General features: G+C 56.4%; 22 protein-coding genes and 1 other RNA gene. 6 read left to right on the top strand and 17 right to left on the bottom strand.

Going from position 1 to position 25,889, the window contains the following annotated elements:
- Positions 1-102: 102 nt before the first annotated feature.
- Positions 103-1,536, top strand: coding sequence for a 6-phospho-beta-glucosidase BglA (gene bglA / locus QMN93_RS19610; RefSeq protein WP_033146593.1), 1,434 nt, complete (start codon positions 103-105; stop codon positions 1,534-1,536).
- Between the two features lie 67 nt (positions 1,537-1,603).
- On the opposite strand, the gene QMN93_RS19605 is transcribed toward bglA, so the two are convergent.
- The 8 genes from QMN93_RS19605 to QMN93_RS19570 form a co-directional block, all read right to left on the bottom strand.
- Entirely contained in the window at positions 1,604-2,347 is a 744-nt protein-coding gene (locus QMN93_RS19605) for an SDR family oxidoreductase (protein WP_032660097.1), read from the bottom strand.
- A gap of 70 nt (positions 2,348-2,417) precedes the next feature.
- The gene (gene gcvP, locus QMN93_RS19600) at positions 2,418-5,291 is read right to left on the bottom strand and encodes an aminomethyl-transferring glycine dehydrogenase (protein WP_182382660.1); all 2,874 of its coding nucleotides are present in this window, start codon (positions 5,289-5,291) and stop codon (positions 2,418-2,420) included.
- Between the two features lie 124 nt (positions 5,292-5,415).
- Positions 5,416-5,805, bottom strand: a complete 390-nt coding sequence (gene gcvH / locus QMN93_RS19595; protein WP_008499718.1) for a glycine cleavage system protein GcvH — start codon at positions 5,803-5,805, stop codon at positions 5,416-5,418.
- Between the two features lie 23 nt (positions 5,806-5,828).
- On the bottom strand, positions 5,829-6,923 hold the full coding sequence (gene gcvT, locus QMN93_RS19590) for a glycine cleavage system aminomethyltransferase GcvT (protein ID WP_029739208.1): 1,095 nt from the start codon (positions 6,921-6,923) through the stop codon (positions 5,829-5,831).
- A gap of 397 nt (positions 6,924-7,320) precedes the next feature.
- Positions 7,321-8,523, bottom strand: a complete 1,203-nt coding sequence (gene ubiI, locus QMN93_RS19585; protein WP_064673274.1) for an FAD-dependent 2-octaprenylphenol hydroxylase — start codon at positions 8,521-8,523, stop codon at positions 7,321-7,323.
- 12 nt (positions 8,524-8,535) lie between these two features.
- Positions 8,536-9,714: a 2-octaprenyl-6-methoxyphenyl hydroxylase gene (ubiH, locus tag QMN93_RS19580; RefSeq protein ID WP_069303279.1), complete on the bottom strand. Its 1,179-nt coding sequence runs from the start codon at positions 9,712-9,714 to the stop codon at positions 8,536-8,538.
- Positions 9,711-11,024: a Xaa-Pro aminopeptidase gene (pepP, locus tag QMN93_RS19575; protein ID WP_134211486.1), complete on the bottom strand. Its 1,314-nt coding sequence runs from the start codon at positions 11,022-11,024 to the stop codon at positions 9,711-9,713. The genes ubiH and pepP overlap by 4 nt, the downstream gene beginning before the upstream one ends.
- Positions 11,025-11,055: 31 nt before the next feature.
- Complete coding sequence (locus QMN93_RS19570) at positions 11,056-11,634, bottom strand: YecA family protein (protein ID WP_029739212.1); 579 nt, start codon at positions 11,632-11,634, stop codon at positions 11,056-11,058.
- Between the two features lie 168 nt (positions 11,635-11,802).
- Between QMN93_RS19570 and zapA the strand changes: the two genes are divergently transcribed.
- From zapA to QMN93_RS19555, 3 genes are all read left to right on the top strand, one after another.
- Entirely contained in the window at positions 11,803-12,132 is a 330-nt protein-coding gene (gene zapA, locus QMN93_RS19565; RefSeq protein WP_006811891.1) for a cell division protein ZapA, read from the top strand.
- A gap of 41 nt (positions 12,133-12,173) precedes the next feature.
- Positions 12,174-12,357, top strand: a non-coding RNA gene (gene ssrS / locus QMN93_RS19560) — 6S RNA.
- A 24-nt stretch (positions 12,358-12,381) separates the two neighbouring features.
- Positions 12,382-12,978 carry a 5-formyltetrahydrofolate cyclo-ligase gene (locus tag QMN93_RS19555; protein WP_032660084.1) on the top strand — a complete coding sequence of 199 codons (597 nt, stop codon included), beginning with the start codon at positions 12,382-12,384 and terminating at the stop codon, positions 12,976-12,978.
- A gap of 107 nt (positions 12,979-13,085) precedes the next feature.
- Here QMN93_RS19555 and serA read toward each other — a convergent pair whose 3' ends face one another.
- Together serA and rpiA are read right to left on the bottom strand one after the other, a co-directional pair.
- Positions 13,086-14,318, bottom strand: coding sequence for a phosphoglycerate dehydrogenase (gene serA / locus QMN93_RS19550; RefSeq protein WP_023309113.1), 1,233 nt, complete (start codon positions 14,316-14,318; stop codon positions 13,086-13,088).
- 266 nt (positions 14,319-14,584) lie between these two features.
- Positions 14,585-15,244 (bottom strand): ribose-5-phosphate isomerase RpiA, encoded by a 660-nt coding sequence (gene rpiA, locus QMN93_RS19545; protein WP_014885151.1) that lies wholly within the window; start codon positions 15,242-15,244, stop codon positions 14,585-14,587.
- A gap of 127 nt (positions 15,245-15,371) precedes the next feature.
- Between rpiA and argP the strand changes: the two genes are divergently transcribed.
- Complete coding sequence (gene argP / locus QMN93_RS19540) at positions 15,372-16,265, top strand: DNA-binding transcriptional regulator ArgP (RefSeq protein ID WP_008499727.1); 894 nt, start codon at positions 15,372-15,374, stop codon at positions 16,263-16,265.
- A 48-nt stretch (positions 16,266-16,313) separates the two neighbouring features.
- Here the strand turns inward: argP and QMN93_RS19535 are convergent, their stop codons facing one another.
- From QMN93_RS19535 to tkt, 7 genes are all read right to left on the bottom strand, one after another.
- Positions 16,314-17,054, bottom strand: a complete 741-nt coding sequence (locus tag QMN93_RS19535) for an oxidative stress defense protein (RefSeq protein ID WP_023309114.1) — start codon at positions 17,052-17,054, stop codon at positions 16,314-16,316.
- Between the two features lie 91 nt (positions 17,055-17,145).
- A complete protein-coding gene (gene argO / locus QMN93_RS19530) occupies positions 17,146-17,781 on the bottom strand; it encodes an arginine exporter ArgO (RefSeq protein WP_021242063.1) in 636 nt (211 codons plus the stop codon).
- A 145-nt stretch (positions 17,782-17,926) separates the two neighbouring features.
- Positions 17,927-18,781: a small-conductance mechanosensitive channel MscS gene (gene mscS / locus QMN93_RS19525; protein WP_182382662.1), complete on the bottom strand. Its 855-nt coding sequence runs from the start codon at positions 18,779-18,781 to the stop codon at positions 17,927-17,929.
- A 186-nt stretch (positions 18,782-18,967) separates the two neighbouring features.
- On the bottom strand, positions 18,968-20,047 hold the full coding sequence (gene fbaA / locus QMN93_RS19520; RefSeq protein ID WP_029739216.1) for a class II fructose-bisphosphate aldolase: 1,080 nt from the start codon (positions 20,045-20,047) through the stop codon (positions 18,968-18,970).
- Between the two features lie 92 nt (positions 20,048-20,139).
- Positions 20,140-21,303 (bottom strand): phosphoglycerate kinase, encoded by a 1,164-nt coding sequence (pgk, locus tag QMN93_RS19515; protein WP_023333323.1) that lies wholly within the window; start codon positions 21,301-21,303, stop codon positions 20,140-20,142.
- 49 nt (positions 21,304-21,352) lie between these two features.
- Positions 21,353-22,372, bottom strand: a complete 1,020-nt coding sequence (epd, locus tag QMN93_RS19510) for an erythrose-4-phosphate dehydrogenase (protein WP_032660071.1) — start codon at positions 22,370-22,372, stop codon at positions 21,353-21,355.
- Positions 22,373-22,713: 341 nt separating this feature from the next.
- Positions 22,714-24,705, bottom strand: coding sequence for a transketolase (gene tkt, locus QMN93_RS19505; RefSeq protein ID WP_033146601.1), 1,992 nt, complete (start codon positions 24,703-24,705; stop codon positions 22,714-22,716).
- Between the two features lie 272 nt (positions 24,706-24,977).
- On the opposite strand from tkt, the gene QMN93_RS19500 reads away from it, so the two are divergent.
- Entirely contained in the window at positions 24,978-25,736 is a 759-nt protein-coding gene (locus tag QMN93_RS19500) for a M48 family metallopeptidase (protein WP_021242066.1), read from the top strand.
- Positions 25,737-25,889 lie beyond the last annotated feature (153 nt).

Raw genomic sequence — 25,889 nt, 5'->3', positions numbered from 1 at the left:
TTGGTGTAACAAATCACATTTACTGGGAATTGTTATATCGTGACATTCAATTTCGCTTTGCTAGACTCGATGCCAATAAGCCATTTATTGAGAAGAGCAGCGATGAAAAAATTGACCTTACCAAAAGATTTTTTATGGGGCGGCGCGGTTGCCGCTCACCAGGTTGAAGGCGGCTGGAACAAAGGCGGCAAAGGGCCAAGCATTTGTGACGTATTGACCGGCGGCGCGCACGGCGTGCCGCGCGAAATCACGCAGGAAGTAGTGCCGGGTAAATACTACCCAAACCACGAGGCCATCGACTTCCACGGCCACTATAAAGAAGACATCAAGCTGTTTGCCGAGATGGGTTTCAAGTGCTTCCGCACCTCTATCGCCTGGACGCGCATCTTCCCGAAAGGTGACGAAACGCAGCCAAACGAAGAGGGGCTGAAGTTCTACGACGACATGTTCGACGAGCTGCTGAAATACAACATCGAACCGGTGATCACCCTCTCCCACTTCGAAATGCCGCTGCACCTGGTACAGGAGTACGGCAGCTGGACCAACCGTAAAGTGGTCGATTTCTTCGTGCGCTTCGCGGAAGTGGTTTTTGAGCGCTACAAAAACAAGGTCAAATACTGGATGACCTTCAACGAAATCAATAACCAGCGTAACTGGCGCGCGCCGCTGTTCGGTTACTGCTGCTCGGGCGTGGTCTATACCGAACATGACAATCCGGAAGAGACCATGTACCAGGTCCTGCACCACCAGTTTGTGGCCAGCGCCCTGGCTGTGAAAGCCGCGCGCCGCATCAACCCTGAGATGAAAGTCGGCTGCATGCTGGCCATGGTGGCGCTCTATCCGTTCTCCTGCAAACCGGAAGACGTGATGTTCGCCCAGGAATCCATGCGCGAGCGCTATGTCTTTACCGACGTCCAGCTGCGTGGTTACTACCCGTCCTACGTGCTGAACGAGTGGGAGCGCCGCGGCTTCTCCATCAAAATGGAGGCAGGCGACGAGCAGATCCTGCGTGAAGGTACCTGCGACTACTTAGGTTTCAGCTACTACATGACCAACGCGGTGAAAGCGGAAGGCGGTACCGGCGATGCGATTTCCGGCTTCGAAGGCAGCGTGCCAAACCCGCACGTGAAGGCATCCGACTGGGGCTGGCAGATCGATCCGGTAGGCCTGCGCTATTCCCTGTGCGAACTGTATGAACGTTATCAGAAACCGCTGTTTATCGTGGAAAACGGGTTCGGCGCCTACGATAAGGTGGAAGAAGACGGCAGCATCAACGACGACTATCGCATCGACTACCTGCGTGCCCACGTGGAAGAGATGATCAAAGCCGTGACGCACGACGGCGTGGATCTGATGGGCTATACGCCATGGGGCTGCATCGACTGCGTGTCGTTCACCACCGGCCAGTACAGCAAGCGCTACGGCTTTATCTACGTGAACAAGCACGACGACGGCACGGGCGACATGTCGCGTTCACGCAAGAAGAGCTTTAACTGGTATAAGGAAGTGATTGCCAGCAACGGCGAGAAACTTTAACGCCGTAACGCCGGGCGGCGCTACGCTTGATCCCCTCTCCCTTTGGGAGAGGGTTAGGGTGAGGGGTTTACTTCCCGCCCGCCAACTCAATAAAACTGCCCGTTACGTACGACGCCTTCTCGCTCAGCAGCCAGACAATCGCCTGCGCCACCTCTTCCGGCTGGCCGCCGCGCTGCATCGGCAGCAACGATTTCACGCGATCCACTCGCCCCGGCTCTCCGCCGGACGCATGAATATCGGTATAAATTAGACCCGGACGCACGCAGTTGACGCGAATGCCCTGCGCCGCCACTTCCAGCGATAGCCCGGTTGTCAGCGAATCGACCGCCCCCTTGGACGCGGCATAATCCACATATTCACCCGGCGCGCCCAGGCGCGACGCGGCGGAAGAGACGTTCACTATCGCCCCACCCTTGCCGCCATGCCTGAAGGACATGCGTTTTACCGCTTCCCGGCAGCAGAGAAAGTAGCCCGTGACGTTGGTCGCCAGGACGCGGTTAATGCGCTCAGCGGAAAGGTTCTCGATAGTGGATTGCTCAAACAGAATGCCCGCATTATTGACCAGCGCACGAAGCGGCTCGCCTTCACGATCGAGGCTGTCAAACATCGCCAGCACCTGGGCTTCATCACTGATATCCGCGCGGACGGCAAAGGCTTTACCGCCCGCTTCAACGATCTGGTTGATCACGTCCGTCGCGGCTTTAATGTTGTGGTGATAGTTCACCGCCACGGTGTAGCCTTCGCGCGCCAGCTGCAGCGCGGTGGCTTTCCCAATGCCCCGGCTGGCGCCGGTGACCAGTGCTATTGCCATTTTCTTCTCCCAATAAAAAAGCCGGGTGGCGGCTTCGCCTTACCCGGCCTTTATGACTACACCAATAATATTACTGGTATTCGCTCATCGGCACGCAGGAGCAGAACAGGTTACGGTCGCCGTACACGTCATCAAGACGCTTCACGGTCGGCCAGTATTTGTTTGCCACGCCTGCAGGGAAGACGGCCAGCTCGCGGGAATAACCGTGGTTCCACTCTGCCACCATTTCGTGCTGGGTGTGCGGGGCGTTAACCAGCGGGTTATCTTCCAGCGTCCACTCGCCGTCCTGCACGCGATCGATCTCCATGCGGATGGCCAGCATCGCGTCGATAAAGCGGTCCAGCTCGGCTTTGCTTTCAGATTCCGTTGGCTCCACCATCAGCGTACCCGCAACCGGGAACGACATGGTTGGCGCGTGGAAGCCGTAGTCAATCAAGCGCTTGGCGATATCCAGCTCGCTGATGCCCGTCGCTTCTTTCAGAGGACGAATATCGAGGATGCACTCGTGCGCCACGCGACCGTCGCGGCCGGTATAGAGCACCGGGAAGGCAGACTTCAGACGAGTCGCAATATAGTTGGCGTTCAGGATCGCCACCTGGCTCGCCTGCTTCAGCCCTTCCGCGCCCATCATGCGGATGTACATCCAGCTGATTGGCAGGATAGAGGCGCTACCGAACGGTGCCGCAGAGACCGCGCCCTGACGGGTCAGCATGCCTTCAATCTGCACTACGCTGTGGCCCGGTACAAACGGTGCCAGGTGCGCTTTCACGCCGATTGGGCCCATGCCCGGGCCGCCACCGCCGTGCGGGATGCAGAAGGTTTTGTGCAGGTTCAGGTGCGACACGTCCGCGCCGATAAAGCCCGGAGAGGTAATGCCCACCTGAGCGTTCATGTTCGCGCCGTCGAGGTAAACCTGACCGCCGAACTGGTGCACCACTTCGCACACTTCACGGATGGTCTCTTCGTACACGCCGTGGGTAGACGGGTAGGTCACCATGATGCAGGAGAGCTTGTCGCCCGCCTGCTCGGCTTTCGCACGCAGGTCGACCAGATCGATGTTGCCGTTCTTATCGCACGCCACCACCACCACTTCCATGCCCGCCATCTGGGCAGAGGCCGGGTTGGTACCGTGGGCGGAGCTTGGGATCAGGCAGATATCGCGGTGACCTTCGTTGCGGCTTTCGTGATAGTGACGGATCGCCAGCAGACCCGCGTATTCGCCCTGCGCGCCGGAGTTCGGCTGCATGCAGAGCGCGTCATAACCGGTCAATTTCACCAGCCAGTCGGAAAGCTGGTTGATCATCATATGATAACCTTCCGCCTGCTCTGGCGGGCAGAACGGGTGCAGCTCGGAGAATTCAGGCCAGGTGATCGGGATCATCTCCGCCGCGGCGTTCAGCTTCATGGTGCAGGAGCCCAGCGGGATCATCGCCTGGTTCAGCGCCAGATCCTTGCGCTCCAGAGAGTGCATATAGCGCATCATCTCGGTTTCGCTGTGGTAGCGGTTAAACACCGGATGCGTCAGGATCGCATCGTTACGCAGCATGCTTTCCTGAATGGAGCGGCTGTCGAGCGCGACCTCTTTGTCGAGCGCATCAATGTCCAGACCGTGCGCGTCACCCAGCAACACGCTGAACAGGTTCAGGATATCGTCGCGGGTGGTGCTTTCATCCAGCGTAATGCCGACGGCGTTGTGGATGTCGCTGCGCAGGTTGATCTCTGCTGCATTCGCGCGCGCCAGCACGGCCGCTTTGTCCGCCACTTCCACACACAGGGTGTCGAAGTAGTGAGCGTGGCGCAGCTTAAGGCCTTTCTGCTGCAGACCGCAGGCCAGAATATCAGCCAGACGGTGAATGCGGCTGGCAATGCGTTTCAGACCAGCCGGGCCGTGGAACACGGCGTACAGGCTGGCGATGTTTGCCAGCAGCACCTGGGAGGTACAGATGTTGGAGTTCGCTTTCTCGCGGCGGATGTGCTGCTCGCGGGTTTGCATCGCCATGCGCAGCGCGGTGTTACCGGCAGCGTCTTTTGAGACGCCGATGATGCGGCCTGGCATAGAGCGTTTGAATTCATCTTTCGCGCCGAAGAACGCCGCGTGCGGGCCGCCGTAGCCCATCGGCACGCCGAAGCGTTGCGCTGAACCGAATACGATATCCGCGCCCTGTTTACCCGGCGCCGTCAGCAGCACCAGCGCCATAAAATCGGCGGCAACGCTGACAACCACTTTGCGGGTTTTCAGCTCGGCAATCAGCGCGCCGTAGTCGTGTACTTCGCCCGTTGTCCCCACCTGCTGCAGCAGCACGCCGAAGACGTCCTGGTGATCCAGCACTTTGTCGGCGTCGTCGACAATCACGTCAAAGCCGAAGGTTTCCGCACGGGTGCGCACCACGTCCAGCGTCTGCGGATGCACGTCCGCCGCCACGAAGAAGCGGTTGGCATTTTTCAGCTTGCTCACGCGTTTTGCCATCGCCATTGCTTCGGCGGCGGCGGTCGCTTCATCCAGCAGCGAGGCGGAGGCGATATCCATACCGGTCAGATCCAGCGTCACCTGCTGGAAGTTCAGCAGCGCTTCCAGACGGCCCTGAGAGACTTCCGGCTGATACGGGGTGTAAGCGGTGTACCAGCCCGGGTTTTCCAGCATGTTGCGCAGGATAACCGGCGGTAACTGCACGTTGGTGTAGCCCATGCCAATGTAAGACTTATAGCGCTTGTTCAGGCCTGCGATAGCCTTCAGCTCCGCCAGCGCGGCGAATTCCGTGGTGGCTTCCCCCACCTGAGGCGGCGTGGCAAGCTGGATGTCTTTTGGCACAATCTGGCCGATAAGTGCGTTTAATGAATCCGCGCCAACTGTCTTCAGCATCTCCTGCTGTTGCTGAGCATCCGGCCCAATGTGACGTTCAATGAAGGCGCCACGGTTTTCAAGCTGGCTTAAAGTCTGTGTCATGAGCGATGGTTCCTGAAACGTGCAGTGAATTTAAGTTCCCTCTCCCTCTGGGAGAGGGTTAGGGTGAGGGGAAGATGGGCACCCTCGCCCCTGCCCTCTCCCGAAAGGAGAGGGGGATAAACAATTACTCGTCTTCTAACAGTGCTTCGTACGCGGTCGCATCCAGCAGCGCGGCAACCTGAGATTCGTCGCTGGCTTTGATCTTGAAGATCCAGCCGCCTTCATAAGGCTCGCTGTTCACCAGCTCTGGCGAATCGCTCAGCGCGTCGTTGACGGCAACGATTTCGCCGCTCACAGGAGCATAGATGTCAGATGCCGCTTTTACGGACTCCGCCACGGCGCAGTCGTCGCCCGCGCTAACGGTCGTGCCCACGTCAGGCAGGTCAACAAACACCATGTCGCCCAGCAGCTCTTGCGCGTGCTCGGTGATCCCTACGGTGTAAGTGCCGTCCGCCTCTTTGCGCAGCCACTCGTGTTCTTTGCTGTATTTCAGTTCTGCTGGCACATTGCTCATTGAAGTTCTCCTGATAAAAATGATTAGGCGACCGGCTTACCGGCGCGAACAAAAATCGGTTTGGTCACGTTGACCGGCATTTCGCGGTTGCGGATTTGCACCACCGCCGTTTCGCCAATGCCCGCCGGCACGCGTGCCAGTGCAATACTGTAGCCCAGCGTCGGGGAGAAGGTACCGCTGGTGATCACGCCTTCGCGAGGATTGCCGTCAGCATCGGTAAAGCGCACCGGCAGTTCACCGCGCAGCACGCCCTTCTCGGTCATCACCAGACCCACCAGCTGTTCAGTACCCTTCTCGCGCTGCATCTCCAGCGCTTCGCGGCCAATAAAGTCACGGTCAGCCGGTTCCCATGCGATGGTCCAGCCCATGTTGGCGGCCAGCGGAGAGACGCCTTCATCCATCTCCTGACCGTAGAGGTTCATCCCCGCTTCCAGACGCAGAGTATCGCGCGCGCCCAGACCCGCAGGCTTCACGCCCGCTTCCACCAGCGCGCGCCAGAAATCAGCGGCCTTCTCGTTCGGCATCGCAATTTCGTAGCCCGCTTCACCGGTGTAGCCGGTGGTGGCGATAAACAGATCGCCCGCCTGCACGCCGAAGAACGGCTTCATGCCTTCGGTTGCTTTGCGCTGCTCGTCGTTAAACAGAGATGCGGCTTTCGCCTGCGCGTTCGGCCCCTGCACGGCGATCAGCGACAGATCGTCACGGACGGTGATGTCGATGGCATAAGGTTCGGCGTGTTGGGTGATCCAGGAGAGGTCTTTTTCGCGGGTGGCGGAGTTGACAACGAGGCGGAAGAAATCTTCAGTGAAGTAGTAAACGATAAGGTCATCAATCACGCCGCCCGAGGCATTCAGCATGCCGGTATAGAGCGCTTTACCCGGCGTTTTCAGTTTGGCGACGTCGTTTGCCAGCAGATAACGCAAAAACTCCCGGGTGCGGCTACCGCGCAGATCGACAATCGTCATGTGGGACACGTCGAACATACCGGCATCGGTGCGCACCGCGTGGTGCTCATCAATCTGCGAGCCGTAGTGCAGCGGCATCATCCAGCCATGGAAGTCCACCATGCGGGCGCCGCATAACACGTGTTGTTCGTACAAAGGAGTCTGTTGAGCCATCTTGTCCTCGTTGAAAAATTCACCGTGAAACCCGGTATCGGCCCCGTCACCTGGCGCCGACGCAAACGTTCTCTTTTACCCGAACTTACCACCGAAACCGGCGGTTAACCATAAGGTAAAACGGGTCATCACATTAGCTTATGACCAAAAAACGCTAAAAAGCCTACAGAGTTATTCACTGGAAAAATGCGATTAACCCCGCACAAAATTAACAATGATCTAACAGGATTTAGCACATGGTGATATTTCATGCGGAAAAACGGGCCGAATTTCCGTAACATAAAATCCAGTAGATTAGATTTTCTAATGCGAAAAATGACGTGAAATTAGAATATTTCAAACGAGGGAATTTCCCCGGCGCAGAGGCCGGGAAAATAAAGTGTGACAGGGGTCTAAATTAACGTAGCCAGTCCGGCAGGTCGTTAAGACCCATCGCCTGACGGAGGAGTTGAGGTTTGACGCCAGGAAGCGTATCGGCCAGTTTAAGACCAATATCGCGCAGCAATTTTTTCGCCGGATTTGCGCCGGCAAACAGCTCGCGGAAGCCCTGCATGCCCGCCAGCATCATCGCCGCACTGTGCTTACGGCTGCGCTCGTAGCGACGCAGGTAGAGATGCTGGCCGATATCTTTGCCTTCGCGGTGCAGGCGACGCAGTTCCTCAACCAGCTCCGCCGCGTCCATAAAGCCAAGGTTAACGCCCTGCCCGGCCAGCGGATGAATGGTATGCGCCGCATCCCCCACCAGCGCCAGACGGTGCGCCGCAAACTGACGCGCGTAGCGGCCGGTTAACGGGAACACCTGCCGCTCGCTTTCAAGGGTGCACAAGCCAAGGCGGTTATCAAACGCCATGCACAGCGCCTGGTTAAAGGCATCCGGCGTCGCCTCCTCCATCAGCTGGGCTTTTTCAGGCACCAGGGACCAGACAATCGAGCACAGGTGCGGATCGGCAAGCGGCAGGAACGCCAGAATGCCGTCGTTGTGGAAAATCTGCCGCGCCACGCCGCCGTGCGGCTCCTCGGTACGGATCGTGGCAACCAGAGCGTGATGACGATAGTCCCAAAAGGTCAGCGGGATATCGGCTTTATTCCGCAGCCAGGAGTTCGCACCGTCAGCACCGACCACCAGACGCGCGGTCAGCATGTCGCCGCTCTGTAAGGTGATAAACGCCTCGTTTTCACCCCACGCCACCTGCTGGATCTGCGCAGGCGCAATCAGCGTCACGTCGCTGCACTGCTGCGCTTTCTGCCACAGCGCGTGGTGGATCACCGCGTTTTCGACGATATGACCCAGATGGCTGTAGCCCATGCTTTCATCATCAAAAGCAATATGACCAAAGCTGTCTTTATCCCACACTTCCATGCCGTGGTAGCAGCTGGCGCGCTGCGCCACAATATCTGCCCAGACGCCAAGGTGCGTCAGCAATTTCTCGCTGGCGGCATTGATCGCCGAGACGCGGAGTTCCGGCGGGGCATCTGGCGCAACGGGCTGAGGCTGCTTTTGCTCCAGCACCGCCACGCGCAGGCCGCTGCCCTGTAAACCACAGGCCAGAGCCAGTCCGACCATACCGCCGCCAACGATGGCAACATCAACATTTTGCACGGTGATAACTCCTTAACGCGCGACCCAACCAAGAGTCCGCTGCGCCAGCACGTCACGTGCCGGAATGAATAATTCCATCGCCATCAGCCCGAGGTTGCGGCCTGCAACCAGCGGCGCCCAGCGATTGGCAAAGAGATGGACTAAGCCGTCGGTGACGCCAATCGTCGCCTCTTTATCCACCTGGCGGCGCTTCTGGTAATGGCTGAGCACCGGGTATGCGCCACAGTCTTTTTGCTCACCCCATGCCTGAGCAAGGGTTTCCGCCAGGCTCATGACATCACGCAGGCCAAGGTTGAACCCCTGCCCAGCGATGGGGTGCAGCGTCTGCGCGGCATTACCGACAAGCGCCAGACGATGGGAGATGGACTGAGACGCTGTCGTCAGGGAAAGCGGGTAGACCGCCCGCTGGCCAGCATGGGTAATACGCCCCAGCCGCCAGCCAAAGGCTTTTTGCAGCTCGGTACAAAAACGTTCATCGGACCAGGCTTTAACCTCTTCGGCCTTATCCTGCGGATGACACCAGACAAGCGAACAGCGCCCGTCCGACATCGGCAGCATCGCCAGCGGGCCATGCTGCGTAAAGCGTTCAAACGCCCTGCCGTGGTGTTCTGCTGCGGTAGAGACGTTCGCAATGACCGCAACCTGCCCGTAGGGCTGCTGACGCCACTCGACGCCACACTGCGTGCCGAGCGCCGAACGCGAGCCGTCCGCGGCGACCAGAAGCTGGCCTTCAAGCACGGTGCCGTTTTCCAGCGTCACGCTGACCGACGCCTCACTGCGGCTCACGCCGGCCACGCGCGCCGGACAATGCAGCGTGACGCCCGGCGCATCCTGGAGCAGACGGAACAGACGCAATCCGACGTCGTGGAGTTCAACAACCTGACCCAGCGCGTCAATGCGGTAATCCTGCGCGTCCAGCGTGACAAAGCCAGCATGGCCGCGATCGCTTACGTGAACGGTTTTAATTGCCGTCGCGCAATCGGCGATGGCCTGCCAGATGCCAATGCGGGACAGCTGCTGGCAGGTGCCCTGCGCCAGGGCAATCGCGCGGGAATCAAAACCGGGATGATTTTTCGCCTGCGGCGCGATGGCTTCCACCAGGTGCACCGCAAGCTGCCCCTTCGTCAAATGCGAAATGGCCAGCGCCAGCGTGGCCCCGGTCATGCCGCCGCCAACGATAATCACGCTCATGCGCGTGCCGCTGCCATCAGCGCCTCGATATCGTCAGCGTTTTTCACGACGCTCGCGGTCAGGTTTTCGTTACCGGTTTCGGTAATGACGATGTCATCTTCAATACGAATGCCAATCCCGCGGTACTCCTCAGGCACGTCGGCATCCGGCGCGATATACAGGCCTGGCTCCACGGTTAACACCATGCCCGGCTCCAGCACGCGCGAACGGTCGGTGCCGTACGCGCCAACGTCATGCACATCCAGCCCCAGCCAGTGGCTCAGGCCGTGCATGAAATACGGTCGATGCGCATTATCAGCGATCAGGGTGTCGACCTCCCCTTTCAGGATCCCGAGCCTGACCAGGCCGGTAATCATGATGCGCACCACTTCGCCGGTCACTTCCTGCATGGAGGTACCGGGACGATACAGCCTGAGCGCCGTCTCAAGCGACTCGAGAACGATGTCGTAAATGGCGCGCTGTGCCGGTGAGAATTTACCGTTCACCGGGAAAGTACGGGTGATGTCTCCCGCGTAGCCCTGGTATTCGCAACCGGCGTCAATCAGGACCAGATCGCCGTCGCGCAGCGCGCTTTCGTTTTCGGTGTAGTGCAGAATGCAGCCGTTTTCTCCGCCGCCAACAATGGTGTTGTAGGAGGGATAACGCGCGCCGTGGCGGTTAAATTCGTGATGTATTTCGCCCTCCAGCTGGTATTCGAACATCCCGGGACGGCACTTTTCCATGGCGCGGGTGTGCGCCAGGGCGCTGATTTCGCCCGCTCGACGCATCAAATTCAGCTCTTCTTCAGACTTGAACAGGCGCATTTCATGCACCACCGGACGCCAGTCCGTCAGCGTGGCCGGCGCGGACAGGTTCTGCCGCGAGCCTTTGCGCAGCTTATCCAGCGCGGTGAAAACAATCTCATCGGCGTAGGCATATTCACCCTGCGCGTGATAGAGCACGTCGAGGCCGTTAAGCAGCTGATAGAGCTGCTGGTTGATTTCGCTAAACGCCAGCGCGCGGTCAACGCCCAGCTTCGTCGGTGCGGCCTCCTGGCCCAGGCGGCGGCCAAACCAGATTTCGGCCGTCAGATCGCGCACGCGGTTGAAAATCACGCTGTGGTTGTGGGTGTCATTGCTCTTAATCAGCACCAGCACCGCTTCCGGCTCGTTAAAGCCGGTGAAGTACCAGAAATCGCTGCTCTGGCGATAGGGGTATTCGCTGTCGGCGCTGCGCGTGACTTCGGGCGCAGCAAAAATCAGCGCGGCGCTGCCCGGCTGCATTGTTGCCAGCAGCGCCTGACGGCGGCGCGAATACTCTTGACTCGAGATAACCATGACACCCTCCTGTGCGTTATTTTTCTTAATGTAAGGTTGGCTTGCGGACTTCCGGCGCGGTCGGCTGAGAGCGCGTGAAGTTATCGTGGCACAGCAGTGCCGCCACGCGCACGTACTCGATAATCTCTTCAAGAGACATTTCCAGCTCTTCCTGGTCTTCGTCTTCATCGTAACCGAGCTGGGCGATGTTACGCAGGTCGTCGATCGCTTCACCCGCTTCGCCGGTCACTTTATCCAGTTTAGGCTGCGTCACGCCGAGCCCCAGCAGATAGTGGTTTACCCAGCCGGCCAGCGCATCGGCGCGATCGAACACGCTGACGTCGTCGCCTTCAGGCAGATAAAGCTGAAAAAGGAAGCCATCGTCTTCCAGCGAATCGCTGGTTGCGGCGTGCATTTTACGCAGCGCTTCCGCCAGCTCGTGACCAAACGCCAGCCCTTCATTCGTGAGGTCGTGGATCAGCGGCTGCCATGAGCTGTCGCTGTTTCCGCCGCACAGCATGCCACTGATCAGACCGTGCATTTCGGCAGGGGTTAAACCGACTCCCTGCTGGTTCAGTAACTGGTTTAAATCCTTGTAACCAGGCATTTCGTTCTGTATAGACATGAGCATTCGTCATCAAAGGGGGGAAGTTTCATGATATGCTACCACTTTGGACCCTGGTGATACCAGAAAAGGGCTTGTATCTTCACATCAGGGTAGCTATAGTGTCGCCCCTTCGCAGCCCCCGGGGCAGTAAGCGAAGGCAGCGCAGTCAATCAGCAGGAAGGTGGCATGTCTGCACAACCCGTCGATCTCCAGATTTTTGGCCGTTCACTGCGAGTGAATTGTCCGCCTGAACAAAGGGATGCTTTGAATCAGGCAGCGGACGATTTGAATCAGCGGTTGCAAGATCTAAAAGAACGCACTAGAGTCACAAATACTGAGCAGCTGGTTTTCATCGCCGCGTTGAACATCAGCTATGAACTGACTCAGGAAAAAGCAAAGACCCGCGACTACGCGGCAAGCATGGAGCAGCGCATTAAAATGCTCCAGCAGACCATAGAACAGGCATTGCTTGATCAAGGTCGCAATCCCGAAAGACCGGGACCAAAGTTTGAATAACACTTCTCAGTTGACTATGGTAGAGTAACTGTGAAGACAAAATTTCTCTGAGATGTTCGCAAGCGGGCCAGTCCCCTGAGCCGATATTTCATACCACAAGAATGTGGCGCTCCATGGTTGGTGAGCATGCTCGGTCCGTCCGAGAAGCCTTAAAACTATGACGACACATTCACCTTGAACCAAGGGTTCAAGGGTTACAGCCTGCGGCGGCATCTCGGAGATTCCCTCTCTTTTCTTCTACCGACTACCATGACCCAATTCCCTGAAGTTTCTGCTTCACGCCAGGACATCCGTCAGTTAATTCGTCAGCGCCGCCGTGCGTTAACCGCCGATCAGCAAGCGCATTTTGCCCAGCAGGCCGCCGCCCGTATGATGGCGTATCCCCCTGTCGTGATGGCGCACACCGTTGCGCTGTTTCTGTCATTTGATGGAGAACTGGATACCCAACCGCTGATAGAGCAGCTCTGGCGCGCCGGGAAGAAGGTCTATCTGCCGGTGCTGCACCCGTTCAGCGAGGGGAATTTGCTGTTTCTGCACTATCACCCGCACAGCGAGCTGGTGGTGAATCGCCTGAAAATCACCGAGCCGAAACTCGACGTGCGCGACGTGCTCCCGCTGTCACAGCTGGATGTGCTGATCACGCCGCTGGTGGCGTTTGATGAACAGGGCCAGCGTTTAGGGATGGGCGGCGGTTTTTACGACCGGACGCTGCAAAACTGGCAGCAGTACGGGTTGCAGCCGGTGGGTTATGCGCATGATTGTCAGGGCGTGGAGGCGTTGCCGGTGGAGAAGTGGGATGTGCCGTTGCCGGCGGTAGTGACGCCATCGAAGTTGTGGGAGTGGTGAAACAGGCGTGCGGCCTGATGCCCTCACCCCAGCCCTTTCCCACAGGGAGAGGGTGAAAACATAAAAAACGGTAACTATCGTTACCGTTTTGCATTTATCTCGCACCATCAGTACAGCAGACGCGCGCGAATCGTCCCTTGAATCGCCTTCATGCTCTGCAGCGCTTTCTCAGCAACATCGTCATCCGCTTCGATATCAATGACCACGTAGCCCATCTGCGAGTTCGTTTGCAGATACTGTGCGGCAATGTTGACGCCCTGCTCGGCAAAGATCTGGTTGATCGCGGTCAGCACGCCAGGACGGTTTTCGTGGATGTGCAGCAGACGACGACCACCGTGCAGCGGCAGAGACACTTCCGGGAAGTTCACGGCAGAGAGCGTAGAACCGTTGTCGGAATATTTGCTCAGCTTACCCGCCACTTCCAGACCGATATTCTCCTGCGCTTCCTGGGTAGAGCCGCCGATGTGCGGCGTCAGGATCACGTTGTCGAATTCGCACAGCGGAGAGGTAAACGGATCGCTGTTGGTCGCTGGTTCCGTCGGGAAGACGTCGATGGCCGCGCCCGCCAGGTGCTTACGCTTCAGCGCATCCGCCAGGGCCGGGATATCGACAACCGTGCCGCGCGCGGCGTTGATCAGCAGTGAGCCCGGCTTCATCAGCGCCAGCTCTTCCGCGCCCATCATGTTCTTGGTGGACGCATTTTCCGGCACGTGCAGGCTCACCACGTCGCTCATGTTCAGCAGGTCAGAAAGGTGTTGAACCTGGGTCGCATTGCCCAGCGGCAGCTTGCTTTCGATATCGTAGAAGAACACGTGCATACCCAGGGATTCCGCCAGAATACCGAGCTGCGTACCGATGTGGCCGTAGCCGATAATCCCCAGTTTTTTACCACGCGCTTCATATGAGCCGGACGCCAGTTTGTTCCACACGCCGCGGTGCGCCTTGGCGTTCGCTTCAGGAATGCCGCGCAGCAGCAGCAGCAGTTCGCCAATCACCAGCTCCGCCACGGAACGGGTGTTGGAGAACGGGGCGTTGAAGACGGGAATACCGCGTTTGGCGGCAGCATTCAGGTCAACCTGGTTGGTACCGATGCAGAAGCAGCCGATAGCCACCAGCTTTTCCGCCGCGGCAATAACCTCTTCAGTCAGGTGAGTACGGGATCGCAGGCCAATGAAGTGGGCATCACGGATGGACGCTTTCAGCTCTTCGGTATCGAGCGCGCCTTTGTGAAATTCGATGTTGGTGTAACCTGCCGCACGAAGGCTATCGATTGCTTTTTGATGCACGCCCTCGACCAGCAGGAATTTAATCTTGTCTTTCTCCAGTGATACCTTTGCCATTTACCCGACCCTGTTTTTGTCTGAACTGATGTTGTGCTGGATATGAATCCGCTGTAGCCAACATATCAAAAAAAACTATTGCAGCAATATGAACGTTTGCGTCGGCACTCTGAAGAAAAGTCATACAGAGCAAAATGTCAGAGGAAAATGCTATGGAAATTTACAAACGCGGCAGGATCGGCAAATGAGGCGTAAAAACGTGACACAAGTCACCGAATTTAGCTTTTCAAAAATTTTTTAGCGGGGGGAGGACTCCCCCCGTCAGATCATTTTACGATGGTTTTCACGCCGTCAGCGGTGCCGATCAGCGCCACATCCGCGCCACGGTTGGCGAATAGCCCTACGGTCACTACGCCTGGGATAGCGTTGATGGCATTTTCAAGCGCAATCGCGTCAAGAATTTCCAGACCGTGAACGTCGAGGATCACGTTACCGTTATCGGTGACTACGCCCTGACGGTATTCCGGACGACCGCCCAGCTTCACCAGCTGACGGGCAACCGCGCTACGCGCCATTGGGATCACTTCGACCGGCAGCGGGAAATTACCCAGAATGTCGACCTGCTTGGAGGCATCCGCGATGCAGATGAACTTGTCCGCAACGGAGGCGATGATCTTCTCGCGCGTCAGCGCCGCGCCGCCGCCTTTGATCATCTGCATGTGGCCGTTGATTTCATCCGCACCATCAACGTAAATCCCCAGACGATCCACTTCGTTGAGATCGAAAACGGTAATGCCGAGGCTTTTCAGCTTTTCCGTGGAAGCATCAGAGCTGGAAACCGCGCCCTCGATTTGCCCCTTCATCGTGCCCAGCGCATCGATAAAGTGTGCCGCGGTTGATCCCGTACCGACACCGACAATGGTACCCGGCTGCACGTACTGGAGAGCGGCCCATCCTACTGCTTTTTTCAGTTCATCCTGCGTCATGATCGTTTTGCCTGTGGTGTGAAAACTCAGGGCGCATTATAGAACACGTCGAATGGAATTCGTCTGCCACGAAGGGAAAATTGTGTCATAGTGCAGAATAAGCAAAATTAAGGAGCCAGCCAGAGCAATGAAACGTCCGGACTACAGAACACTACAGGCACTTGATGCAGTTATTCGTGAACGCGGTTTTGAGCGCGCGGCGCAAAAGCTTTGCATCACCCAGTCCGCCGTATCACAGCGTATCAAACAGCTTGAAAACATGTTCGGCCAGCCGCTGCTGGTGCGTACCGTGCCGCCACGTCCAACCGAGCAAGGGCAAAAGCTTCTCGCCCTGCTGCGCCAGGTTGAACTGCTGGAAGACGAGTGGCTGGGTGACGAACAAACGGGCTCTACGCCGCTGCTGCTCTCTCTGGCGGTCAACGCCGACAGCCTGGCAACCTGGCTGCTGCCGGCCCTTGCGCCGGTATTAGCGGACTCCCCTATCCGCCTGAATTTACAGGTTGAGGATGAAACCCGTACCCAGGAACGCCTGCGTCGCGGTGAAGTGGTTGGGGCGGTCAGTATTCAGCCTCAGGCGCTGCCAAGCTGTCTTGTCGATCAGCTGGGCGCGCTGGACTACCTGTTTGTGGGTTCAAAAGCCTTTGCCGAGCGCTACTTCCCGAACGGCGTCACCCGCGCCGCGCTGCTGAAAGCCCCTGCCGTGGCGTTCGACCATCTGGACGATATGCATCAGGCGTTCCTGCAGCAAAACTTCGATCTGCCGCCGGGCAGCGTGCCGTGCCATATCGTCAACTCGTCTGAAGCCTTTGTGCAGCTTGCGCGTCAGGGCACCACCTGCTGCATGATCCCGCATCTGCAGATTGAGAAAGAGTTGAAAAGCGGTGAGCTGATTGACCTCACGCCGGGGCTATATCAGCGCCGGATGCTCTACTGGCACCGGTTTGCGCCAGAAAGCCGCATGATGCGCAACGTCACCGACGCGCTGCTGGCGTACGGGCACAAGGTGTTGAGACAGGATTAATCGATTGAATTCCCTCTCCCTGCGGGAGAGGGTTAGAGTGAGGGCAAATTACTGTGCCTTAGCCGCCTCAGTTTGCTGAGTTTGAGTTGGCTCCAGCTGGAACACCACATCCACCTGATCGTCAAACTGAATGGTTGGCTGCTCGTAAGTTTCCTGAGCAGACACCGGGGCTGCATCAGCCTTCATCATCCGCACCATCGGGCTTGGCTGGTAGTTAGAGACGTGGTAACGCACGCTGTAAACCGGGCCGAGCTTGCTCTTAAAGCCAGAAGCCAGCTGTTCCGCCTGGTGAATGGCGTCATCAATCGCCGCTTTACGCGCTTCGTCTTTGTATTTCTCCGGTTGCGCAACGCCCAGCGACACGGAACGAATTTCGTTCAGACCCGCCTTCAGCGCGCCATCCAGCAGCGAGTTAAGCTTATCCAGCTGACGCACGGTCACTTCGACGGTACGCACGGCACGGTAGCCTTTCAGGATGCTTTTACCATTCTGGTAGTCGTAATCGGGTTGAGTACGCAGGTTCGCGGAGTTGATATCTTTTTTACCGACACCGTTCTGCTCGAGGAAAGAGAGGTATTGCGCAACACGATCGTCAGCCTGCTTCTTGGCAGATGCCGCATCTTTCGCAGACACATTGACTTCAATTGCCAGCGTTGCGACATCGGGTACCGCGTCCACGCTTGCGGTGCCTGAAGTGACGATGTGCGGGCCATCCGGCAGTTCACTTGCCTGCACCGACACCGCACCAAAACTTACTAATGCCGCCAGGGCCATCACCTTAAACTTCACTGTTATTCCTCCATGTTGCGAAGAGTGCCCATTAACAGGGCGCATGCCAGCAAGCTTAGCGGGTCTTGTTCAGTTGTCCATAAGACAAGGATTAGTTGAACAATTCCTGTACGTGATGAATCCCCTCTTTTGCCAGCTGAAAAGCAATAAACCACATCACCAGCCCCACCAGCGTATTAATGATGCGCTGGGCTTTGGCCGTACGCAGACGAGGAGCCAGCCATGCAGCCAGAATGGCGAGGCCAAAGAACCAGAGGAAAGAGGCGCTAACCGTACCCAGCGCAAACCAGCGTTTCGGCTCAACGTCCAGCTGCCCGCCCAGGCTGCCCAGCACCACGAAGGTGTCCAGATAAACATGCGGATTAAGCCAGGTGACCGCCAGCATGGTGACGATAATCTTCCAGCGGCCCTGCTTCATGACTTCCGCGCTCGCCAGTTCGAGGTTGCTGCTCATCGCGGTTTTCAGTGCACCAAAACCGTACCAGAGCAAAAACGCCACGCCACCCCAGGTGACCAGCGCCAGTAGCCAGGGAGACTGCATGAGCAATGCGCTGCCGCCAAAAATTCCGGCACAGATCAGCAGTAAATCGCTTACCGCGCACAGCAGGGCAATCATCAGATGATACTGGCGGCGAATGCCCTGGTTCATCACAAACGCATTTTGCGGGCCAAGGGGAAGGATCATGGCCGCACCTAAGGCAAGCCCTTGAAAATAATAAGATAACATGACGAAATTCTCACAGTATTGTTCTGGAAGGAGACTATACTGCGCGAATTACATTAGAGGAAATTGATAATATTAATTGGGGATTAGCAGCACTTATAAAAATAAAGCCCGGTGGCGCTAGCGCCTACCGGGCCTGCGGGAGAAGTTATTCGGCTTCTTTGACTTTTTTGACGTTTACGTCCATCTGAGGGTACGGGAAGCTGATGCCGTTGGCATCAAAGTCGCGCTTAATGCGTTCCAGCACGTCCCAGTACACGTTTTGCAGATCGCTGCTTTTGCTCCAGATACGCACCACGAAGTTAATGGAGGACGCGCCCAGTTCGTTCAGGCGAACCGTCTGCTCTTTATCTTTCAGAATGCGATCTTCTGAAGCAATGATATTACTAATCAGCGACTTCACCTGATCGATGTCGGAGTCGTACGCCACGCTGATAATCAGCTCGTTACGACGCACCGGTTCACGGGAGAAGTTAATGATGTTGCCCGCGATGATTTTCCCGTTCGGCACGACCACGATGCGGCCATCGACGGTACGCATGGTGGTTGAGAAAATCTGCACCTGCAGCACGGTTCCGGCAATGCCGCCAAGGTCAACGTATTCGCCGGAGCGGAACGGACGGAAGGTGACCAGCAGAACGCCAGCCGCCAGGTTTGACAGCGAACCCTGCAGCGCCAGACCAATAGCCAGACCGGCGGCACCGAGAACGGCAATGACGGAAGCGGTCTGCACGCCCACACGGCCCAGCGCAGCAATCAGCGTAAAGGCGATAATGCCGTAGCGCACCAGCGCGGAGAGGAAGTCAGCCACCGTGGCGTCAATATTACGGGCCAGCATTACGCGGTTAACCGTGTTCGATACAATGCGCGCCACGATCATCCCGACGATGATGATGGCAATCGCCGCGACGATGTTCACGGCATAGCTCAGCAGCAGCGCCTGGTTGCGCACCAGCCAGTTACCGGCGTTATTGATGCTGTCTACAACATCGAGTTGTTCCATTTATTCTTCCTTTTGTTAAACCAAAACACAAAATCCATCCCCCATGGAGACAGGCAGGTCCGTAAAGGGTAAACAAAAAGCGCAAGTATTGCCAAACAGATCACAAAAACCGGCCTGGCAGAGTATTGAAAAAGCATAAAAAAAGGCCCGCATTTGCGGGCCTTCTGATGCTGTTAGCAGCTCAAATTACAGAACGTCTACCGCGTTCAGTTCTTTGAATGCCTGCTCCAGACGAGTAATCATTGAAGTCTGGGCAGCGCGCAGCCATACGCGTGGATCGTAGTATTTCTTGTTCGGCTGGTCTTCGCCTTTCGGGTTGCCCAGCTGACCCTGCAGGTAAGCTTCGTTGGTTTTGTAGTACTGCAGGATACCGTCCCATGTTGCCCACTGGGTGTCGGTATCGATGTTCATTTTCACTACGCCGTAGCTTACGGAGTCTTTGATTTCCTGAGCAGAAGAACCGGAACCGCCGTGGAAGACGAAGTTCAGGCTGTTGTGCGGCAGGTTGTGTTTCTTGGAAACGTATTCCTGAGAATCACGCAGGATGGTCGGGGTCAGAACCACGTTACCTGGTTTGTAAACGCCGTGTACGTTACCGAAGGACGCTGCGATGGTGAAGCGTGGGCTGATTTTGCTCAGCTCGGTGTAAGCGTAATCAACGTCTTCTGGCTGGGTGTACAGTGCAGAAGCGTCCATGTGGCTGTTGTCCACGCCGTCTTCTTCACCACCGGTGCAACCCAGTTCGATTTCCAGAGTCATGCCCATTTTGGCCATGCGCGCCAGGTATTTGGAGCAGATTTCGATGTTTTCGTGCAGTGACTCTTCAGACAGGTCGATCATGTGAGAAGAGAACAGTGGCTTACCGGTAGCCGCGAAGTGTTTTTCACCCGCGTCCAGCAGACCGTCGATCCACGGCAGCAGTTTCTTCGCGCAGTGGTCAGTGTGCAGGATAACTGGAACACCGTAGTGCTCAGCCATCTGGTGTACGTGGTGCGCACCAGAGATAGCGCCCAGAATTGCAGCACCCTGAGGAATGTCAGTTTTCACGCCTTTACCTGCGATGAACGCAGCGCCGCCGTTAGAGAACTGAACGATAACTGGCGCTTTAACTTTAGCGGCAGTTTCCAGTACGGCGTTGATGGAGTCGGTACCCACGCAGTTAACTGCTGGCAGAGCGAAGTTGTTTTCTTTAGCTACCTGGAACACTTTCTGTACGTCATCACCAGTGATAACGCCAGGTTTTACGAAATCAAAAATTTTAGACATGTTGCTTAGTCCTGTATCTTCGGCCGTTAGAAAAGGTGCGAGCTCTTAAAAGCGCGCTGAAAATTGGGCAGGTTTCCCTGCCCTTGAATGGCTTACTTCTTAGCGCGCTCTTCGAGCATTGCTACTGCTGGCAGTACTTTGCCTTCCACGAATTCGAGGAATGCGCCGCCACCAGTGGAGATGTAGGAGATCTTGTCAGCGATACCGAACAGGTCGATTGCTGCCAGGGTGTCACCACCGCCTGCGATAGAAAACGCTTCGCTGTCTGCGATAGCGTTAGCAACGATTTCAGTACCTTTGCGGAAGTTCGGGAATTCGAACACGCCAACAGGACCGTTCCACAGGATAGTTTTTGCGTTTTTGAGGATTTCAGCCAGTTTCTGTGCAGAAACGTCGCCCAGGTCCAGAATCTGCTCTTCATCTTTGATGTCGTTAACAGATTTCAGGGTCGCGGTTGCGGTTTCGGAGAACTCGGTCGCTACGCGAACGTCAGTTGGAACCGGGATATCGCAGGTGCTCAGCAGGCGTTTGGCTTCGTCAACCAGGTCTGCTTCGTACAGGGATTTGCCCACGTTGTGGCCCTGAGCAGCAACGAAGGTGTTCGCGATACCACCGCCAACGATCAGCTGGTCAGCGATTTTAGACAGGGAATCCAGAACGGTCAGTTTGGTAGAAACTTTAGAACCACCAACGATAGCCACCATTGGACGAGCAGGTTCTTTCAGTGCTTTACCCAGCGCTTCCAGTTCGTCAGCCAGCAGAGGACCGGCGCACGCTACGTCTGCAAATTTACCGATACCGTGGGTTGACGCCTGAGCACGGTGAGCCGTACCGAATGCATCCATCACGAACACGTCGCACAGTGCAGCGTATTTTTTGGACAGAGTTTCGTCGTCTTTCTTTTCGCCTTTGTTAAAGCGAACGTTTTCCAGAACAACCAGTTCACCGGCTGCAACTTCAACGCCGTCCAGGTAATCTTTCACCAGGCGAACCGGGTTGGACAGTTTGTCTTTCAGGTAATTAACCACTGGCAGCAGAGAGAACTCTTCGTTGTACTCGCCTTCAGTTGGACGACCCAGGTGGGAGGTGACCATCACTTTCGCGCCCTGCTTCAGAGCCAGTTCGATGGTTGGCAGAGATGCACGGATACGCGCGTCGCTGGTCACTTTGCCATCTTTAACCGGTACGTTCAGATCGGCACGGATGAAAACGCGTTTACCAGCCAGATCCAGATCGGTCATCTTAATTACAGACATGGTGAATCCTCTCGTTGATTCTTAAAGTTTTGCAGACGCACAATGCGTCTTACCTGAAACCTTGAGCGGCCATTGCTAACGTGGTGTCGAGCATTCGGTTAGCAAAGCCCCATTCGTTATCACACCAGACCAGCGTCTTGATAAGGTGTGCGCCACTGACTCTCGTTTGCGTGCCATCGACGATGGCGCTGTGCGGGTCGTGGTTAAAATCTACTGAGACCAACGGTAATTCCGTATAGTCAACTATACCATGAAATGCCCCCTGTGCCGCTTTTTGCAGCAACAGGTTGACTTCACAGGCTTTTACCGGTTTTTTCACCGTCACGCTAAGATCGATTGCGGTGACGTTAATCGTCGGGACACGCACGGCAATCGCTTCAAATCGGTCATTAAACTGCGGAAAAATTCGGGTGATCCCTGCCGCCAGTTTCGTGTCCACCGGAATGATTGACTGGCTCGCTGCGCGAGTGCGTCGTAAGTCCGGATGGTAGGCGTCGATAACCTGCTGATCGTGCATGGCGGAGTGAATCGTGGTCACGGTGCCGGATTCAATGCCATACGCATCGTCTAACAGTTTGATGACCGGAATAATGCAGTTAGTGGTACAGGAGGCGTTGGAAACAATGCGGTGTTCGGCCTGCAGCTCATGCTGATTGACGCCAAACACGACGGTCGCGTCGAGGTCGTTACTGCCGGGATGAGAAAACAGGACTTTTTTCGCGCCTGCAGCAAGATGCGCTTCGCCATGTTCGCGGTTGCCGTACACGCCGGTACAGTCAAGCACCACATCTACACCCAGTTCACGCCAGGGTAGCCCGGAGATGCTGTTCTCATGCAGCACGCGAATAGCGTCGTCACCAACAAAAAGTCGATCTCTTTCCTGGCGTACGTCCCAGGCAAAGCGTCCGTGGCTGGTGTCATATTTCAACAAATGCGCCATGCCCGTAGCATCCGCCAGTTCATTGATTGCCACCACGGTTATTTCCGCCCGACGTCCGGATTCATATAAAGCACGAACCACGTTACGTCCGATGCGACCGAAGCCATTAATCGCTACGCGTACGGTCATAGATCTCCTGCAAAGCAATCCCTGAGTTTGAGGTGGCTGAAAGAGTAATCCAGCTACGCCCGAAGGGGAATCCTTGCTGTCACAAACTGCGATTGATTGGTCAATTGTCGAACATTTAATCGACTGAAACGCTTCAGCAAGAATAAGCGAATCGGGGAATAAAAGGAATGTCTGTCCAGATGAATAAGCGCGCTATATGACTTGCGTCACATTTTAGGTGGAATAATGGCGGCAAGGTAAAAGCAAAACGGTAACCGAGAGGTTACCGTTTTTTAGTGTATGCACCCTCTCCCCGTGGGAGAGGGTTGGGGTGAGGGCATCAGCCCGCACCGTACAAACGATTACAGCAGTTCTTTCGCTTTCGCGACAACGTTCTCAACGGTGAAGCCGAACTCTTCGAACAGCAGCTCTGCCGGAGCAGATTCACCGAAGGTGGTCATACCGACGATAGCGCCGTTCAGGCCCACGTATTTGAACCAGTAGTCAGCGATACCCGCTTCCACTGCCACACGCGCGGAAACCGCTTTAGGCAGGACGGATTCGCGGTAAGCAGCATCCTGTTTGTCGAACGCATCGGTAGACGGCATGGAGACCACGCGCGCTTTCACGCCTTCGGCAGTCAGTTTTTCCCACGCTGCAACCGCCAGTTCAACTTCCGAACCGGTGGCGATGAAGATCAGCTCTGGCTGGCCCGCGCAATCTTTCAGCACGTAACCACCGCGAGCGATGTTCGCCAGCTGCTCAGGCGTACGCTCCTGCTGTGCCAGGTTCTGACGGGAGAGGATCAGCGCGGTTGGACCGTCCTGACGCTCAACGCCGTATTTCCACGCCACCGCGGATTCCACCTGGTCACATGGACGCCATGTGCTCATGTTCGGAGTCACGCGCAGGGAAGCCACCTGCTCTACCGGCTGGTGAGTTGGACCATCTTCGCCCAGACCGATGGAGTCGTGGGTGTAGACCATCACCTGACGCTGTTTCATCAGCGCGGCCATACGCACGGCGTTACGTGCATATTCGACAAACATCAGGAAGGTAGAGGTGTACGGCAGGAAACCGCCGTGCAGGGAGATACCGTTGGCAATCGCAGTCATACCGAATTCACGTACACCGTAATGGATGTAGTTACCGGCAGTATCTTCGTTGATTGGCTTAGAACCAGACCACAGGGTCAGGTTAGATGGCGCCAGGTCAGCGGAGCCGCCCAGGAATTCAGGAAGCCATGGGCCGAACGCTTCAATTGCATTCTGAGACGCTTTACGGCTCGCGATTTTAGACGGGTTCGCCTGCAGCTTAGCGATGAATTCGTTCGCTTTCGCGTCGAAGTCAGACGGCATTTCACCTTTCATACGACGGGTGAATTCCGCAGCTTCCTGCGGGAACGCTTTCGCATAGGCAGCGAACTTCTCGTTCCAGGCCGCTTCTTTCGCCTGGCCTACTTCTTTTGCATCCCACTGAGCGTAGATTTCAGATGGGATTTCGAATGCAGGGTGTTTCCAGCCCAGCGCTTCGCGGGTCAGTGCGATTTCCGCATCACCCAGAGGCGCGCCGTGGGAGTCGTGAGTACCCGCTTTGTTCGGGGAGCCGAAGCCGATGATGGTTTTGCACATCAGCAGGGACGGTTTGTCCGTCACCGCGCGCGCTTCTTCTACTGCACGTTTAATCGAGTCAGCATCGTGACCATCAACGCCACGCACTACGTGCCAGCCGTAGGCTTCGAAACGTGCAGCGGTGTCGTCGGTGAACCAGCCTTCAACGTGACCGTCGATGGAGATACCGTTGTCGTCATAGAACGCAACCAGTTTGCCCAGCTTCAGGGTACCTGCCAGGGAGCACACTTCGTGAGAAATGCCTTCCATCATGCAGCCGTCGCCCATGAACGCGTAGGTGAAGTGGTCTACGATGTCGTGACCAGGACGGTTGAACTGCGCCGCCAGCGTCTTCTCGGCAATCGCCATACCCACAGCGTTAGCAATACCCTGACCCAGCGGGCCAGTGGTGGTTTCTACGCCAGCGGTGTAACCCACTTCCGGGTGACCTGGAGTTTTAGAGTGCAGCTGACGGAAGTTTTTCAGCTCTTCGATAGGCAGATCGTAGCCGGTGAGGTGCAGCAGGCTATAGATCAGCATAGAGCCGTGGCCGTTGGACAGCACAAAGCGGTCGCGGTCAGCCCATGACGGGTTCTGCGGGTTGTGGTTCAGGAAATCACGCCACAGGACTTCGGCGATATCAGCCATACCCATAGGAGCCCCTGGGTGGCCGGATTTGGCTTTCTGTACTGCGTCCATGCTCAGCGCACGAATAGCATTAGCAAGCTCTTTACGTGAGGACATTTTAACTCCAGATCGGACTGTTAAAGGCCATGCCCTTGACGACAGCGCGTTTTGGGCTACGCCGGAAAAAAGTGCCAACAATGTAACCCAAGCCGCAAGTCATGTACATGGAGCATTCTTTTGCTTGTTAAGAAATCTCTGGATCATGCTCGCATGTTGCGCAATCTGCTCGCCCGGCCCTGTAGATATTCCTTATACTTAGCCCGACACCGGCTTCGCTGACGGTGCCCTTTTCGGATTTTATTCAGTTTAACGAGTACGGAAGCAACCTCATGAAAATGCGTGCAATAGTGCTGGCCCTGGGTACAACGCTCCTGCTGAGCGGCTGTCAGAATATGGATTCTAACGGTCTGATGACGTCAGGCGCAGAGGCCTTTCAGGCCTATTCCCTGAGCGATGCGCAGGTTAAAGCGCTGAGCGACCAGGCCTGTAAAGATATGGACGGAAAAGCCACGCTTGCGCCGGCTAACAGTACCTACACGCAGCGTCTGAATAAGATTGCTTCCGCGCTGGGCGACAACATCAACGGCCAGCCGGTGAACTACAAGGTGTACATGGCGAAAGACGTCAACGCCTTCGCGATGGCGAACGGCTGTATCCGCGTCTATAGCGGGCTGATGGACATGATGACCGACAACGAAGTGGAAGCGGTCATCGGCCATGAAATGGGCCACGTTGCCCTGGGACACGTGAAGAAAGGGATGCAGGTTGCCCTGGGCACCAATGCCATCCGCGCAGCGGCGGCCTCTGCGGGCGGTATCGTTGGTAGCCTGTCGCAGTCACAGCTTGGCGACGTGGGTGAAAAGCTGGTTAACTCTCAGTTCTCACAGCGTCAGGAGTCCGAGGCGGATGACTACTCCTACGATCTGTTGCGCAAACGCGGCATTAATCCATCAGGCTTAGCCACCAGCTTCGAAAAACTGGCCAAGCTGGAAGCCGGACGCCAAAGCTCCATGTTTGACGATCACCCGGCCTCAGAAGAACGCGCACAGCATATTCGCGACCGTATGGCCGCAGACGGAATTAAATAATTTCAGAAGGAGGCAATTTTGCCTCCTTTTTATTTCGCATAAATTGTTAACTTAACAGCACATATCGATAACACCCCTGAAAGCGGCGCCAAATCTGCCTTATCACCTTGAAATGTCTGGTCACATAATTATTGCAAAGGTCACTTTTTCCGG

The sequence above is a fragment of the Enterobacter sp. R-1.6.2 genome (assembly GCF_035064085.1).
In the GTDB taxonomy this organism is placed as follows: Bacteria; Pseudomonadota; Gammaproteobacteria; order Enterobacterales; family Enterobacteriaceae; genus Enterobacter; species Enterobacter asburiae_B.
This window is presented reverse-complemented; position numbering and strand designations above follow the sequence as displayed.